The organism is Clostridium tagluense, from assembly GCF_003865095.1.
GTDB classification, from domain to species: Bacteria; Bacillota; Clostridia; order Clostridiales; family Clostridiaceae; genus Clostridium_AD; species Clostridium_AD tagluense.
The window spans coordinates 189,642-204,394 of sequence record NZ_BHYK01000007.1 but is presented as its reverse complement, the minus strand read 5'-3'; the positions used below and the strand labels follow the sequence as shown (position 1 = coordinate 204,394).

The 14,753-nt window shown below is 29.4% G+C and carries 19 protein-coding genes; all 19 read right to left on the bottom strand.

What is annotated here, in order from left to right; genetic code table 11:
- Positions 1-230: 230 nt before the first annotated feature.
- Entirely contained in the window at positions 231-533 is a 303-nt protein-coding gene (locus Ctaglu_RS08605; RefSeq protein ID WP_125000043.1) for a hypothetical protein, read from the bottom strand.
- Positions 530-790 carry a hypothetical protein gene (locus Ctaglu_RS08600; RefSeq protein ID WP_125000041.1) on the bottom strand — a complete coding sequence of 87 codons (261 nt, stop codon included), beginning with the start codon at positions 788-790 and terminating at the stop codon, positions 530-532. The genes Ctaglu_RS08605 and Ctaglu_RS08600 overlap by 4 nt, the downstream gene beginning before the upstream one ends.
- Before the next feature lie 3 nt (positions 791-793).
- Positions 794-1,261 (bottom strand): hypothetical protein, encoded by a 468-nt coding sequence (locus Ctaglu_RS08595; protein WP_125000038.1) that lies wholly within the window; start codon positions 1,259-1,261, stop codon positions 794-796.
- Between the two features lie 55 nt (positions 1,262-1,316).
- Entirely contained in the window at positions 1,317-1,964 is a 648-nt protein-coding gene (locus tag Ctaglu_RS08590; RefSeq protein ID WP_125000036.1) for a hypothetical protein, read from the bottom strand.
- A gap of 98 nt (positions 1,965-2,062) precedes the next feature.
- Positions 2,063-2,632, bottom strand: coding sequence for a DUF4303 domain-containing protein (locus Ctaglu_RS08585; RefSeq protein ID WP_125000034.1), 570 nt, complete (start codon positions 2,630-2,632; stop codon positions 2,063-2,065).
- 144 nt (positions 2,633-2,776) lie between these two features.
- On the bottom strand, positions 2,777-3,271 hold the full coding sequence (locus Ctaglu_RS08580) for an SMI1/KNR4 family protein (RefSeq protein ID WP_185732631.1): 495 nt from the start codon (positions 3,269-3,271) through the stop codon (positions 2,777-2,779).
- Positions 3,272-3,302: 31 nt separating this feature from the next.
- Positions 3,303-3,806 carry a hypothetical protein gene (locus tag Ctaglu_RS08575; RefSeq protein WP_125000032.1) on the bottom strand — a complete coding sequence of 168 codons (504 nt, stop codon included), beginning with the start codon at positions 3,804-3,806 and terminating at the stop codon, positions 3,303-3,305.
- Between the two features lie 97 nt (positions 3,807-3,903).
- A complete protein-coding gene (locus Ctaglu_RS08570) occupies positions 3,904-4,845 on the bottom strand; it encodes an SMI1/KNR4 family protein (protein ID WP_125000030.1) in 942 nt (313 codons plus the stop codon).
- 29 nt (positions 4,846-4,874) lie between these two features.
- On the bottom strand, positions 4,875-5,090 hold the full coding sequence (locus tag Ctaglu_RS08565; RefSeq protein WP_125000028.1) for a hypothetical protein: 216 nt from the start codon (positions 5,088-5,090) through the stop codon (positions 4,875-4,877).
- Positions 5,091-5,166: 76 nt separating this feature from the next.
- Entirely contained in the window at positions 5,167-5,682 is a 516-nt protein-coding gene (locus Ctaglu_RS08560; protein ID WP_125000026.1) for a hypothetical protein, read from the bottom strand.
- A 35-nt stretch (positions 5,683-5,717) separates the two neighbouring features.
- Complete coding sequence (locus Ctaglu_RS08555; protein ID WP_125000024.1) at positions 5,718-6,335, bottom strand: SMI1/KNR4 family protein; 618 nt, start codon at positions 6,333-6,335, stop codon at positions 5,718-5,720.
- An 84-nt stretch (positions 6,336-6,419) separates the two neighbouring features.
- Positions 6,420-7,718: a tetratricopeptide repeat protein gene (locus Ctaglu_RS08550; RefSeq protein WP_125000022.1), complete on the bottom strand. Its 1,299-nt coding sequence runs from the start codon at positions 7,716-7,718 to the stop codon at positions 6,420-6,422.
- Between the two features lie 29 nt (positions 7,719-7,747).
- Entirely contained in the window at positions 7,748-8,227 is a 480-nt protein-coding gene (locus Ctaglu_RS08545; RefSeq protein WP_125000020.1) for a hypothetical protein, read from the bottom strand.
- A 49-nt stretch (positions 8,228-8,276) separates the two neighbouring features.
- Positions 8,277-9,116 (bottom strand): DUF2262 domain-containing protein, encoded by an 840-nt coding sequence (locus Ctaglu_RS08540; RefSeq protein ID WP_125000018.1) that lies wholly within the window; start codon positions 9,114-9,116, stop codon positions 8,277-8,279.
- 92 nt (positions 9,117-9,208) lie between these two features.
- Positions 9,209-9,787 (bottom strand): hypothetical protein, encoded by a 579-nt coding sequence (locus tag Ctaglu_RS08535; protein WP_233439722.1) that lies wholly within the window; start codon positions 9,785-9,787, stop codon positions 9,209-9,211.
- A 35-nt stretch (positions 9,788-9,822) separates the two neighbouring features.
- Positions 9,823-10,485, bottom strand: coding sequence for a DUF1963 domain-containing protein (locus tag Ctaglu_RS08530; RefSeq protein ID WP_125000016.1), 663 nt, complete (start codon positions 10,483-10,485; stop codon positions 9,823-9,825).
- Between the two features lie 106 nt (positions 10,486-10,591).
- Positions 10,592-10,762 carry a transposase gene (locus Ctaglu_RS08525; RefSeq protein ID WP_125000014.1) on the bottom strand — a complete coding sequence of 57 codons (171 nt, stop codon included), beginning with the start codon at positions 10,760-10,762 and terminating at the stop codon, positions 10,592-10,594.
- Positions 10,756-10,881 carry a hypothetical protein gene (locus Ctaglu_RS26595; protein WP_507762481.1) on the bottom strand — a complete coding sequence of 42 codons (126 nt, stop codon included), beginning with the start codon at positions 10,879-10,881 and terminating at the stop codon, positions 10,756-10,758. The genes Ctaglu_RS08525 and Ctaglu_RS26595 overlap by 7 nt, the downstream gene beginning before the upstream one ends.
- Positions 10,882-11,219: 338 nt before the next feature.
- On the bottom strand, positions 11,220-14,735 hold the full coding sequence (locus Ctaglu_RS08520) for a DUF4132 domain-containing protein (protein ID WP_125000011.1): 3,516 nt from the start codon (positions 14,733-14,735) through the stop codon (positions 11,220-11,222).
- Positions 14,736-14,753 lie beyond the last annotated feature (18 nt).

The following is a 14,753-nucleotide window of genomic DNA, read 5'->3' as shown; positions in this document are numbered from 1 at the left end:
AGATGCGATAACGGTGGCTCATGCCTTACAATCTATAGCCGAACATATTAATTTAAACTAACATACTTGGGTAGCTATTATTGCTACTCATTTTTTATATAAAAGTAGCCTGCCGGCTAAAAGAAATCATATTAATAAAATGCTTTTTTCTTACTGATAAAGTAATTTTATAGGGATAATCTGACGTAAATCACCTACTAATAATAGAAATAAAATGACGTTTCAATTAGTTATAATTTGACGTTTAACACTACAAATCCCTCTGCAATTCTTGGCCCCATTACTTCTGCGATTCTACTAAATATCAAATCAATTGCTTCATCACCAATAGATTCTATTGCAAATTTCTCTATTTTTTCACTCTCCTTGAGCCATACTTTAAGCATTTTATCATTCCAACCGTCCCACGCTTCAGTAAAAGAATTTACAACTCTATACCTATCACTTTCTTCACCAGCATATTTAAACCATCTAATTCCTTCTAACTCTTTTAAACATCCATCAATCTTACCTTCAACAATACCCTTTGTCATTGTATCCAAAGCCATCCAGTATCTGAGTAGATAATGCTATCTTCGTCTACATATGAAGCTACATCAACCCAACTATGTATTGGTTTTTCTTCCTCTTTCTCAAGTTTCCCCATATCTATATTAAGTTCTGGATCATCGGGCATATCCATAAATTCCCTAAGTATTTTACCATTTCGAATAATTATCAACTCCCCATAAGGAATAGAATCATTATAGCCAGCAAACACGAATGAATCCTTCTGTGCAAATTCAAACATTTACTAATCTATCTCGTCCTTCCATGGAATCCATATATTCAAAATATTATTTTCTATATCAAAGCTATACTTTGCGTTTAACTTCCATAGCTCTATAAATGCCTTAAAGGGGTCTTCTATTTCACTTTCATTTTTGTATAAGGGCCATAAAACATAATATACAATTTCATAGCTACATGCCATTTGATATAATGGTTCTCTAAATAATACAGCATTACTTTCTTCCCCTATCATCTCATCCATATAATTATGCATTAACTCATACACGCCAATATCAAAATCAAATTCACTATATTCATCTGTTACCTTCTTTGGAGAAGTACCTTCTATAACTTGAATTTTAGGTGGATTATTTATAAACTTATAAAAATATTCATCATCTAAAGATTTTGCCATCTCTATTACGTTATAAAGAAATTCTTCATCTTTAATAAGAGATTTCCAATATTCTATTACTTCTAATTCATTCATTTTAACCCCTAACCTCTTTAATCTAACAAATTAATTTTAACGACATTCCTGATACCTAACAATTATGTGTAACTTCTAACTTATTGTCTTCATATATCGTTCCATAAGTAGCACAAAGTAACAGTCCACCACATACCTCACTGCCAACTTGAAAGTGTATTTCATCTTCAGAAGCATCAATACTACCTGCTTCAATTGTATTTATAAGTTCTTTAAAATCAAGCATTGGCAAATATTTAGCTACTATTTCATAGCTGGTTAAATTATCTTTATTGGTATACACATTATATTCCTGTATTTTTTTATAAACGAGACTTGGATTCTGTAAATCGTGTATTACTTGTCCATTTTCATCTTCAAACTTTTTCATTTCTTCTTCAACTATGTAATCTGGATACTTTTTACTGCCTTTATTTCTAAATCCAAACTCCCAAAAAGGATATTCTATATCACATAGATGGGTTATAATCCACATTAAAAATTGCTCATTTATATAGTTCACATCTGCTTCTAATTCTTTAAATCTATCTCCATAGTATTTTGAAATTCTCGAGAATTTCTCTTCTTCCGACATATCATCTTGCACTCCTGCAATTTCGCATCCATATAAATCTATAGAGATAATATCAAACTTACCCATAACACCTAAGTCAACAATTTTATCCCAATAAACTTCTTCTCCATCCTTACTAATTTTAAGCATAAAAAATCATCTCCTAGCCTTAATATAATAATAGTAACTTAAGTAATTTTACAAAGGTTGATTTACCTAACTTCTAACCTTTGAACTTTTCTTATACACTACATAAACTCTTCTATATGCTGCTTATATTCTTCCACTACTATCCCATTATTCAGTTTACTAAAAATTTCTATAGAATAATCTTCATCTAAATACTCCGGTACCATAAAATTAATTATAATACTTTCCTTACACTTATCTTCAAAGAAATTCTCATCTTTTATTTCTATTAAAGCTTGTACGCATATATCAAAAATCTTTTCTGTAAATTCATCAAAAAATTCTGTATATATGCATGTTTCTGAATCACTTATTTTATCTTTATTATTTTCTTGAAATTCCACTAAGCTATTTCCAATTTCTTGAAATTCATTGTCTGCAGCATTCCATATTTCCCATTCTTGTTCACAAAATTTATAATAATACCTATCTTCTTCATCTTCTGTTTTTTCCTCTAATGCTTCTTTTGTATTTGCTACAACCCCTATAGATCTAACAGCTGAATCACAAGTTAGTGAGAACGCATATACTATAGAATCTTTGTATTCGTCCATAATTTCTAAAAAAGCTTTCTTTGTAGCTAAAATAACTTTCTCTTTAAATTTTTGAAAATTAAATCCTGATTTCATTCAATTTATCCTCCGTCAACTTTATATTGTTTTATTCGCTTAGATTACTAATAAAATTATTCATAGACTGCGATATTTTATCGGCATAATTTTCTGTATTACAAACTCGCTACCTTCATCATCTATAAAAATTACATTGTTAGATTATATCTCTATTGCCTTATTTACTATCATCTCTAGAAATTCCATAAAATTATCTGCAACTATGTCTACCTCTTCAAATTCTGGTTCAGAGCCATAAACTATTAGGCCTTTTTCACTTTCCATATCTATGGCATAAAAAGAATACCCATTATCTACAGACATCAATATTGGAAAGTATCTATCCCACCACTTTTGTATTTCGCTTTTCCATTCAACATCATCTTTTGCAGCTTCTAAACTTAAAATTTCGAATTCATTCCATTTAAATTCAATATCTGATCCTCCATTATATTCTTCTTCACATAGGAACCAGCTTTTTTCACTAGAAGATATACATTGCTTTATTTGCTTAAGAAATTTAAGATATTCATATGGTATTACTTTATATTTTCCTGTTACTTCATTACATAAATTCACAGTGCCATTTTCATTCTCCACTATATCCCAGTAATTCATTTTAGCCCACTTTATAAATTCTTTAATGCTAGTCACCATCTACACTCCATTTTTATATTTTTCTTCTTTATCAGATCACAACAAATCGTCCTAATGGATGACTCCCATCCCATGCACATGGCCATCGTCCTTCAGAAAGAATTTTTAAAACTCTACTAAAGAAACCCTTTTGCTCAATAACAACCTCTATGCAAGCCCAAGATATATCTCTTTTTATAAAATCCATAATCTCGTAATCTAAACCATATGCATCACTATCTAATCCCATCTTTTTTAACCTATCTTGAAATTTTACTAATCCTTCAGCTATTTTAGGTCCAGTTTCTTGCGCAACCCTTTCAAATATTAAATCAATCATATCATCACCAATGGAATCAATTGCAAATTTCTCAATATTATGACTTTCCTTGCCCCATACTTCTAGCATTTTATCGTTCCACTCATCCCACGCTTCAGTGAAGGATAAGACAACAGCATATTTGTCACTTTCTTCACCAGCATGTATTAACCAATTAATATTCTCAATTTCTTTTATGAAACACTCAAGCTTCTTGTACATAATATCCTTGTTCATCTTTTCCTTCTCTCTTTTTATCTCGTTAATATACCAGTGTGAAAAAAATTATATAAAACAACCATCTATTCCCAATGCTTCAAAAGTATCATCTTGTCTATAACCAATCAAAATCTTTTTCTACTTTTTTCTCAAATTCATTTAATATTTTATCTTCAGCTGCTCCAAAATATATGATATTTTCATCGATAAAATGTAAAGCCAATATATAACCATCATTGGATATGTAACTAATACGCTTGTTATCTTTCTCTTCTCCATAATATAGATGCGTAAAATATTCCTCTAACACTATCTCTGAAGCCTCCAGTACGGCACTTGCTTCAAGAACATTTATAACTTGAAACACCACAGAATTGACAATATACTTAGTCAATTCTTCATAAATTGACCAATTAGATATATCATTACTTTCTTTAACTTTTACATTTATAACTTCATTGCTTAAGTCATCCACATAAATTCCATACTTTTCAACCTGTTCATTTGAGCAGCCTATTTCTAAAATTCCATCTTCTATTGCAAGTTCATTAAGACTTTTAAATATGTAAAAAGCATTTAGCATGTACCTAGTTTTGTTATATCGAAGATAAAATTCTCTTAATGCTTCAGGCAACTTTATATTTAATTTGCTTTCAATTAAACTTATCTCCATAGTAACTTCATTTCTATCAACTTTTTCACTATTTGATATTACTTTATCAATTCTATCCAAAGCTTTCTTTAGTAATTTCATTCTGTTTCCTATAGTTGACTTGGTTTGATTAAAAATATGATCTTTTGCTAACTTGTTTTTAATGTCTCCAAGTCTTGCCTTTATATTATATTCTATTTCTTGCAATTTACTTTTGTCATTAGCTCCTAAGATTAATAATTGTTCATAATGAAGATATGTAGCCATAACCTTTTCTTCTTTATCGTAATAACTGTACTTTCTTCCTCTTGAAAACTTTCGTTCATCACTTATTTTATATAAAATATCTTGAAGATTCCTCTCTAAGTTTTCTTCTTTAATTTTTATCTTGGCACTAAATTTCATTAAGTTAACTCCATGCCAAAATATATTATTTAGTATGTATTCAGACAAGTTTCTAGCTTCAAAATACCAGCAGCTGTCATTTTCTTTCTTTTTCCAAAAACTTCATACAGTTCTTTTACTGGAATTGGTAGTGATAAACCTAGCCTTTTCTCACATTCTTCTATTTCTTTAATTGAAGAGCCATTACCTACCGAATCTTGCCCATATATATTAGACTGAATTTTTTCCAGATAATTTTTAATCATTTTTTCTCTCCCTTTTCCCATATTCCATACCTATATTAATGAGAAAACTAAACAATATCATTAATAAAATTTGAGGCTATTCCTTAAAAAGTTGTGGAACCCCCTCCCACATTAATTCAGGCATTTTATCCACTTTGTTTAAATAAACATATATTTCTTGATCATCACCATAGACTCCTGACTCTGGTAGCTTTGTATTTAATGTAATATGATATACTCCATTTTCCAACTTGATTTGCTGATCCTCTGGACATTCTGGATTCCAATCCATCAACCAAAATAAATCTTTTATACAAAGCCTTCCCCCATCTATTACAATAGCTAGACGAATACTAATTGGATACTGCTCATCAATTTCATCGCTAGGATAACCATCTCTAAATTTTAATATGTATTCTCCTCCACTGCCTGTACAAAAACCAACAATATCACCTTTTTTTATGTGTTTGGCTACTTTATCTGGATTTCCATATTCATTTTCAAAGAAATCTTCTCCTTGTTTAATATTTTTAACTGCTCCATCAGAATAAAAAACTATACCCATTCCATCTATTGAAAGGTTTATATCAAAATTAATTTTTTCGTTATACATATAATTTGTCCTCCTATATCAAGTCTTTTGGATCTTTACATTCCACATTTATGTGTAACTCCAGCAAAAAAACATTCCAAAAATTCTTTAAAATTATCAAAAATTGTTTCTCCTAACTCCTCTAGCGCTTCTCTAGTTTCACAATTATAGTATTCTTCGTGATCAAGCCATACAAGCCTATAGTTATTAAGTGCATCGAAGCAAAGCGGACCCCATCCGTTAAAATCTCCCATTGGTATATATCCAAATTCTATTATCTCTTCGCATCCTTTATAAACATTTTCTATAACCTGTAGAGGCTTATTTGATGGCTGAGGTAGAATATCAACATAAACCTCCTTGCCATCCTCACAATGGAAATCATCCAGATCCCCATCTAGTTCTTCAAATATATGAAAGTATGTAGAAATAAATGTTTTATATATGGATGGTAATTTTACATTAAATTTCTCTTCTAATTTAAAAATATCTTCTTCTGTTACATTTGACTTAAGTAATACCCATTTGTTTTCATCATTACTATCCTTCATGTTTTCTGGAACAATAGGTTCTCCATCATCATCAAACATTTCTTCTATTTCAAACTTTTCTGGGTGATTTTTACTTAAAATTTTAAAATATTGTTTTATAACTTCCTTTTCTTCTTCAAACATTTTCCACCTCGTAACATTATTTTTTCTTCATCAATATAATCTTTTAAATATACATAGTCTTAAACCTCTCACTATAAATAAAAGTCAATTTATTACTTCTCTTATTTCATTAATCAAATCTGATATTTTTTTATTATTCGGTAGTAGCTGTGTTGCTTTATTTAAACTTTCCATTGCTTTGATATATTCACCATTTTTCTTATAGGCTAGTCCTAATCTATAATAAACACCTGGTGCATCTGGTTTTAATTTTATAAACTTTAAATAATCTCCAATTGCTTTATCATACTGCTGTAATGCAACATATACATCTCCTCTATAGTCATATGCTTGCTCATTATTTTGATTTTTAAGGATAGTATCATAAACTTCTAGTGCCTTATCATATTCCTTCAATTCACAATAGCATTCTCCTTGTGCTAACTGTAACCAATTTTCATCAGAATTTAATTCAATTGCTTTATTAATATAAGTTAATGCCTTTTCATATTTATTATTTTCATGATAGTAATCTGCTAGACTCTCATTTGCTTCTAAATTATTGGAATTAATCTTTAAAGCTTCTATATAATAAAATTCCTGTTTTTGGTTATCTCCTAATTCAGCATAAAGTTTTGCTGTTTTTATGCATACCTCTTCGTTTTCCGAATCTAATTTAAGAATCTCTTTATAAGTCTTAATTGCTTCTTTACTTTCTCCAAATACTTCATACAATAATTCAGCCTTTTTAAAGTATAAAATAATATTTTCAGTGTCCAAATTTATTGCTCTATCATAATCATTTATCGCCTTATTATATAAGCTTTCTGCTTCATCAAAATTAGTTACTTCCATTGCTAAATTACATAATGTTATACCTCTAAAAAAATATACATCTGAATCTTCCCCTAATTTTAGAGCATCTTCAAAACTCTGAACTGCTTTATCATAATCTCCTAACTCATTATAAACTTGTCCTAATAGTTTATATAAATCAACTGTTTTCTTACCTGTTTTTAAAGCTTTCTTACATATTTCTAAAGCTAGTTCATTTTCCTCCAAAAGATTAAAATATATTTCTGCAATTCGATAATAATATTTAAATTCTTCTTTAATACTTACTGCTTTCTCTAAATAGTCTATTGTATTCTTTTTAGTTTCCTTTTTATCTGGTATTTCATCTAAATAATAAACTTTCCAATTATACCATTCACAGGCTCTTTTATAATATGCATTATGGTCTTTTGAATCCATCTTTATTATTTCATCATAATCTTCCATAGCCAAATCAAATCTATCTGTTTTATTATGCAAAATTGCTCTATCGCTATAGTATTTCTTGTCACCAGGATTTACTTTTATCTTTTCTGTAAGCTCTTCTATTTCCTTTAATAATATGTCCATATACTTCTTTCCCCTATTAACACAAAACCTTATATAATTTCATGTTCCTTCATAAATTCATACCATTTTCCGCTACTTCCAAGTTCTAAATATTTTTCTCCTAACACATATTTATCCATAAATTCTTCGAACTTAACATACTCTTTCATTTCACACTTTTGTCCAGGTTCACTTAAAACACAATTTACAATGCCTGTTTTTGTATTAAGCACTAATGGATATGGTTCAGATTCTCCAATACATATCCATTCTTTTTGTTTTGGAACTTTGTACATCATAATGAATACTTGGTAATCTTTAAATTTTTCTTCATCCACACAGAATATTACCTCTGCAAATCGTAAATAAGCATATTTATTTTTTACTTCATAATATACATCTAAACCTTCTTTACAATTCATTAAATTTTCGTTTGATTTTTCTTCTATGTGTGCTAAAGCAATATATTCACAATCATTACCTAAAGTTTTTTTTATTTTTTCTAATTTCATTTCCAATTCTTTCTTCATATTCTCACCTGTATTTTCAGCCTTCTTATTATTAAGATATATCTTCCATTTATCCAGCTAATCCGTTAATTGATATTTTATATTCATCTGCTACTGTAACTTCCATTGAATGACCTGCAAAATAATCTGGATTTGTATCTATAAAAGCTTCTATCATGATTCTTGAATCCATTATTTCCATATCCTCATCTATTCTTATTCCTATACTATTAAAATATAAAGATTTGCAAAATTCCTCTTCACTAATTGGTAGCCTAAAAATATCATCACCATGTACATATACTTTTTCCCCATCAATTATTGTTTCATCTGAACTTTCAGCCCACTCTTCTGCAAGCCCAATCATATCATCTTCAATAAGTGCATCAGAAATTGCTTTCTTATTATTTTCAAGCCATAGTAAATGCTTTTTAAATTCATTAATGTAATTTTCTATCTTACTATTATCAAAGGTATCCTCATCCTCAAGACTTATTTCTAATGATGTTGATGTGTAATTATCCCAAAGTATAACATCAATGCCGCATTTAGCTAAACCTATGTTATTACTTACTTCAAAATCCTCTACTTTGATATTTAAGTTCTCAATATTAAAATTTTCACTTAATTTAGATTTGCAATTATTACTTTTAAATAAAGACATATTTTTATTTCTAAAAGAACATGCTCTCCAATCACTTTGATCTAACTCTATAGACATCTCCAAATCTGTCAAAGCTTTTTGATACTCTTTCATTTTCGTATAACAGTATCCCCTAAAATAATAAGCCTGAGCATAATTATTATCTATCTCTATAGCTTCTTTAAAATACGGCTCCGCTTTCTCATAATCCCCACTATTTAAAAATTCTAGACCTTCGTCTACTAGACTATCTATGTTTTTATTCATTATTTTCCTCCATATGTTTTAATTCATAAAATCTATTATTCTGTAACTTTCTCCATGCAACCATTTTAAATACGCATTGTTTTTCTATTTTTTTAATCTAAGCACCATTCTCTATAGCTTTCTATCATTCCATTCCAAAACTGACAATTATACTCATCATCGTTAATAGCTACTTTACCATCTATTGAAACAAGATCTTTTTCAGCCTTTTCAAATAGTAATTCAATTTCCTCTAAGTTTTCCTGTTCTCTAAGTTCAATAATTTTACTTTTCATTTCCTTAAAATATTTCATACTCTCATACATTTGAGCAAAAGAAGAATTAATAAAAGACTTTATAACTTCTTCAATAACCTCATGTTCAAGTTCATAAATTTCTCCTGTTGATTCCTGTACAGCTATTAAATTACCACTATCTAAGTTGTCAGCAATAACATAATATGATCTGAATTTTTCAAGTTCTCTTAAAAACTCTGATACAAACTTCTCACTTAAATCCATTACTGTACTATCATTTATCTTTGTCCACTCTACCACATCACATAAAAATCCATCTTCCTTATTAAAAAATTTAATATTTATATCTTCAAATTCATCCTCTTCAATTTTTGTTTTGCATAAAAAATCCTTTGTTCCCTGTGGGAGTTTTAAATTCATAATGATATTTTTCATAAATTATTTCCTTTCTATAGTTCTTTAATTTTTTATTAGCAACTTTCTATAGTAAACTTCAAACTACCATCTTTCATATTTATAAAGAAAAATCCCATTCCAGCATCTCCAAAATTAAGTTCAAAGGGGAGAGTAGTAGCATCTAATTGTAACAACAACTTCCATGTATCTTCTTCTGGAAGTTCATCACAATTTAAGAAAAGCGGTGTACCTCCTATTTTATTTCCGTTTAATACTTCATCATAGTCTTCTGGACTATCTTCAAAAACAAGTTCATCACCTATAAAATAGGGTTCTTGATGGACAAAATTATAATCTTCTCCCAAAGTCAAGTTAACTGTAAACTCGCACTCTTCTTCAGTTAAAAACACATCATTTTTTCTCTTCTTTACCATTCTATATATGGTTGGACCATCAACAATCTCTTTTGTAAACACCTTTTCATCTGCTGCTTCACATATAAGAACATAATTATTCCATTCCTCAGCGGCAAATAAATAAGCCATTTTAAATTGATTATCACCAAAAATTTCAGGATAAAGCTCTATTTGACATATAAATCTCATAGTTTCACCATTTTCCTTATCAATAGGCCACATAACCTTATCTATCCAAAGTGGTTGTCCTCCAAATTTAGTTACTGGTATTTTTACTTTTTCCTTTTCTTCAATAAAATCTATATTATATTTTTTAACCATTTATCTTCTCCCTATAAGTTATTTGCCCGTCTCGTTTTAAAAGCTTTTTCTGCGATTTCTCTTGCCGTTGGTTCATGCCCATATTCCTCCACATCATACCAATATATTAAATCTGAAACATTATTGTGTGGTATACTTTTGTACACCAGCTCTCAAAAGCATCTATAGCTTCATTTTTATCAATAAGCATATAAATATCTCTGAATTCTTCTTTTAGTTCATACGCTGTTTCTAAATAAGAACTTTCTTCAAAATAACAGCACCAATTCTCTAGCAAACAGCAATAACCCTGTAGTTATCTGGAATAGATGGTAAATTAGTAGACTCATTTAAGCATGTTTCCTCGTTAACACTTGAAGGCTGCAATTCTTGAAACCAACTTCTTACTTCTTCCACATCTGCAGATGTTATAACAAAAACTGTATCTGAATTAATGCTTCATAACTTCAATTCTCACAACTAAATATTCTAAACACAGGATTACTTGACATCTCAAGCATTCTTTCAAAACTCTCCATGAGGTCAGCTTCATCAAAGTCCATACAAATCACCTTATACTCTCTAGCTTTTGGTATCAAATGATATGCTTCAGTATCTAAAAATTCAATAAGAGCTAATGATTACTTCTTCAGTTATAAACCCCTCATATAAATGTTGTAAATGACCTATTAACCTTAACCTCTTAATAGGCCAATAGTTTTTTTCATCTTTACAAAATTCGGTATATCTCTATACTATTTCTCTTCCTTCCACTTTTCATTAGTTCCTGTTTTTGATGATGCTAATTTATTTATTTGATAAAGAATTTCACTAAAGAATCTTTTAGGAAGTGCATCTGGTGATACAGCATTCTGCTCATATATTTTATTTGTATAATCGTATTTTGAGACAGTTCCTTCTTTATAAAAAGTCAAATCATATACTGTTACTTCTTCATTTTCATAGCCTACACCTGCACCACTAAAGTTTAACTCCACATCTATTTTAAAAGTACTATCTTCCCTGCAAAAAGTATAATAACAACCGCCATCTTCAATTGATCCTCGACTCCATCCAAAACCAGTTAACTTACCTAATAAAGATAAACCATTTAACATGATTCCTCCAAAACGTTCTACCTTTTTATTAGTTTTTTCTTCCTGCGTAACAACAAATATTTCTCTATTTAACTGTTCAAGCGGTTGTTTAATTTCATAGCTTTCAAACTGTTCTTTCCATAGGCATATATCATCACTACCTAACTCTATTGGATGAACAATTCCTATTATCATTCCGTCCTTTAACTCATATTCATCTTCATCTTTAGTATTAAAACTGCCATCTTCCATATATCTAAAGCTATCAGTTAAAATATTATCTTCATACCCACCCCATACAAGACCTATAGCAAATTGATTCATAATAGGGTTTTGAGCAAACAACTTTACCCATGCTTCTTTTGTCCATTTTCTATTACTAGATAGTGCCATTTCTAAACGGATAGCTTGTATATTTACTACTGTTTTGAGCTTCTTCTTTAGATTCTTAAATTCTGAAAAAGCTTCTGTAGCCTTATCTTCATCATCCTTTTTACCTGGAGCTGGAAGGCTTTTAAACTTTTTACCGCTTTCATCTTGTACTTCTAATATAAGCTCTAGTGTAAGTGTTACAATAAACTTTCTATCACCATAATCAAAAACTCTTTCCCCTTTTATGTCAAAACCTAAGTCTGGAACTATTCTATCTGAAAGGTCCTCCATATCTATACCCATTTGCTTTGCAGCAAATTCAAGTGCTTCACTTGCAGCATTTTTCACCTGCTTAAATTTAAACTTCCTTGATATATTGTCCACTATTATTAAGGCTTCATTACTTCCATTAAGGGCAAGAGCCTTTACTGCCTCACTAGCTATAGCCCCTCTTGAGTTTTGTGGCCATTCTTCTATATTCTTTTTTAGTGTGCTAATTACATCATAATCTCCATAAACAGATGCAAAAGGAAGTACCCATTTTTTCTTGCTCTCCGCACCACAGTCAAGCCATCTTTCAAGAACTTCTAAAGCAAGTTTTGATAAATCTCTTCTATCTAAAAGTTCACTTACCATTTTTGCTTCGCTACTTAATCCTATTTCAATACAGGAAGAATAACATATAAGCATATATTTTATAATTTCATTCTCTGCAATTTTTTCACTATCCCTACGTCTTACCTTTGATAGTGTATCGCAATCTAGCCACTTCAACCCTGCCGCTTTATTACCCTTTAAAGCTTTTCTGCAGTACTCTAAAATATCTAGTTTCTCATTATTTTCTTCCAAATCACTTTCTACATTTAAAGCTTCTCTTAAAAGTGCTTTTATTTTTTCAGTTTTTTCTACTTCTAATGCCACATTTAAGGCTTCAACCACTTTTTTATTACTGCTTTTGGAAAGTATTTTTACTGCTGATTCTCTAACTGCTTGTTTTTTAGCCTTCAAACTTTCTATGACCATTTCATGATTTTTTTCACTTAAAGTTAAAAGTTCTATAGCCTTTTCTCGCACACTCTTTGAAGAATCCGCCAAATACTCAATAATAACTTTTGCAACTTTAGACTCATCACAATTCTTATACAATATCTCTAAAAGACCTGCTCTAGTTTCAGCCTGACAATAAGGTATATTTTTTATCAGCTGCTCTTCATCCTTTTCAATTAGTTTTTCAATAATATTTGTTGATTGATCACGTACTGTTTGTCTAACATAATTGCCAAAAGCATATGTGCCTAAGAAAGATGTGTAATTCATTATTGAAGCACCATAACTATCCATTAATTCTATAAAAGAATTTAAGTCTTCATCGCCAATTTTTAAGCCCTTGAATTTTTTATAATCATCATATATGTATATTAATATATCCGAATTTCCTATAGCAATAAATATTTTCATAGCTTTTTCAAACATGGGAGACATATCTTTTAGCCAGAACATAACTTTACAAAAATTACGATTATTGTTATATAGGTATATTTCTTTTTTTCCTAATAATCCTTGTAAATTTTTACTTATATTGTCAAGAGAAGTATTACCTCTTAAATATTCAATAAAGTTTTCACAAATATCTCTTTTAACACTTAATTCATCCATAGCTATAGAAAATTCATGAATAAAGACATCTTCCACTTCACCTGCAAATTCTAAACCTTCCCCTTTTTGAAAGAGAAGTGAAGCCATATAAGCTTTATCAATGCCACTACACATTGTAATTGCTTTTTTAAACTCTTCTTTGTTTTCATTCAGCTCTTCTTTTAACTCTTTTTCAAAACTATAACCATTGTATCGAACATTTCTATTACCCATCCATGCAATATACAATTCTTTTTTTATTTCAAGTTTTTCCATAATTTTTATAATCTTATTATATCTATTATATTTAAGATAGGAATGCATGCCATTAAAGGATTTTTCATAATCCAATAATATAGCAAATTTAATAAATCTATTTGCCATATCTGATTCATTAGATATGGTAGAGCTAGTCCCTATAAGGAATTTTAAAACATATGTATCAATATTTAAAACTAAACTGTTATTATTTTTTAATAGTTCTATTATTTCTTCTAAATTTGAAGTTTCACCTTTTAAATATTTGGCCAAAGCTTCTACATCCTCGCAAGATATCTTCTTGCTAAACAAAACTTCTATTGAATCAATCATATCTTCTTCTAGAAAGCTACAAAGTTTTTGATCCTTATCTTTTCCCTTTTGAACCAAATAAGTTGCTATAATTGTTTGTTCATTTATTTTGCTAATATCAAAAGCTTCTTTAAATGCATCTTTATGTTCCTCATAAATACTATCATAAAACTTAATAAATCCACGGTCTAAATCACGTTCTTGCCGGGTACTGCTTCTTGCATAATATGCTATGACAAAGGAAGGACTTAAATTATATTTTAAAAATTTTCTAAAATATTCATCTCCATAATAATAGGTTGTCTTATCTATTATTGAAAATACAGATGTTTTTCCCATTTGAAATAATATCTTAATATATTTAGACCAATAATCATAGGCTTTATGTTTATCTAAGGATCTATATGTACTCACCATTTGTTCTACTAAATCAGCTTTTAAATTGTCCATATCCATATTAGGGAGATTTTCAAAAAACTCCTGTTCTCCTAAGCTTCCTTCTATATATGCTTCAAAACTATCAATAACTTCAGCATCTAGTCCAAGTTCTACTAATACATTGCTTATTTTCTCTGTTAAGTGATTTTGTAATCCCATTTCGCTATCTCCTTCATT

What these genes read in the sequence shown, in the direction of transcription:
- Ctaglu_RS08605 (WP_125000043.1), bottom strand. Translation starts at nt 533, where the DNA reads ATGACAAAGGGTATTGTTGAAGGTAAGATTGATGGATGTTTAAAAGAG.
- Ctaglu_RS08600 (WP_125000041.1), bottom strand. Translation starts at nt 790, where the DNA reads ATGTTTGAATTTGCACAGAAGGATTCATTCGTGTTTGCTGGCTATAAT.
- Ctaglu_RS08595 (WP_125000038.1), bottom strand. Translation starts at nt 1,261, where the DNA reads ATGAATGAATTAGAAGTAATAGAATATTGGAAATCTCTTATTAAAGAT.
- Ctaglu_RS08590 (WP_125000036.1), bottom strand. Translation starts at nt 1,964, where the DNA reads ATGCTTAAAATTAGTAAGGATGGAGAAGAAGTTTATTGGGATAAAATT.
- Ctaglu_RS08585 (WP_125000034.1), bottom strand. Translation starts at nt 2,632, where the DNA reads ATGAAATCAGGATTTAATTTTCAAAAATTTAAAGAGAAAGTTATTTTA.
- Ctaglu_RS08580 (WP_185732631.1), bottom strand. Translation starts at nt 3,271, where the DNA reads ATGGTGACTAGCATTAAAGAATTTATAAAGTGGGCTAAAATGAATTAC.
- Ctaglu_RS08575 (WP_125000032.1), bottom strand. Translation starts at nt 3,806, where the DNA reads ATGAACAAGGATATTATGTACAAGAAGCTTGAGTGTTTCATAAAAGAA.
- Ctaglu_RS08570 (WP_125000030.1), bottom strand. Translation starts at nt 4,845, where the DNA reads ATGAAATTTAGTGCCAAGATAAAAATTAAAGAAGAAAACTTAGAGAGG.
- Ctaglu_RS08565 (WP_125000028.1), bottom strand. Translation starts at nt 5,090, where the DNA reads ATGATTAAAAATTATCTGGAAAAAATTCAGTCTAATATATATGGGCAA.
- Ctaglu_RS08560 (WP_125000026.1), bottom strand. Translation starts at nt 5,682, where the DNA reads ATGTATAACGAAAAAATTAATTTTGATATAAACCTTTCAATAGATGGA.
- Ctaglu_RS08555 (WP_125000024.1), bottom strand. Translation starts at nt 6,335, where the DNA reads ATGTTTGAAGAAGAAAAGGAAGTTATAAAACAATATTTTAAAATTTTA.
- Ctaglu_RS08550 (WP_125000022.1), bottom strand. Translation starts at nt 7,718, where the DNA reads ATGGACATATTATTAAAGGAAATAGAAGAGCTTACAGAAAAGATAAAA.
- Ctaglu_RS08545 (WP_125000020.1), bottom strand. Translation starts at nt 8,227, where the DNA reads ATGAAGAAAGAATTGGAAATGAAATTAGAAAAAATAAAAAAAACTTTA.
- Ctaglu_RS08540 (WP_125000018.1), bottom strand. Translation starts at nt 9,116, where the DNA reads ATGAATAAAAACATAGATAGTCTAGTAGACGAAGGTCTAGAATTTTTA.
- Ctaglu_RS08535 (WP_233439722.1), bottom strand. Translation starts at nt 9,787, where the DNA reads ATGAAAAATATCATTATGAATTTAAAACTCCCACAGGGAACAAAGGAT.
- Ctaglu_RS08530 (WP_125000016.1), bottom strand. Translation starts at nt 10,485, where the DNA reads ATGGTTAAAAAATATAATATAGATTTTATTGAAGAAAAGGAAAAAGTA.
- Ctaglu_RS08520 (WP_125000011.1), bottom strand. Translation starts at nt 14,735, where the DNA reads ATGGGATTACAAAATCACTTAACAGAGAAAATAAGCAATGTATTAGTA.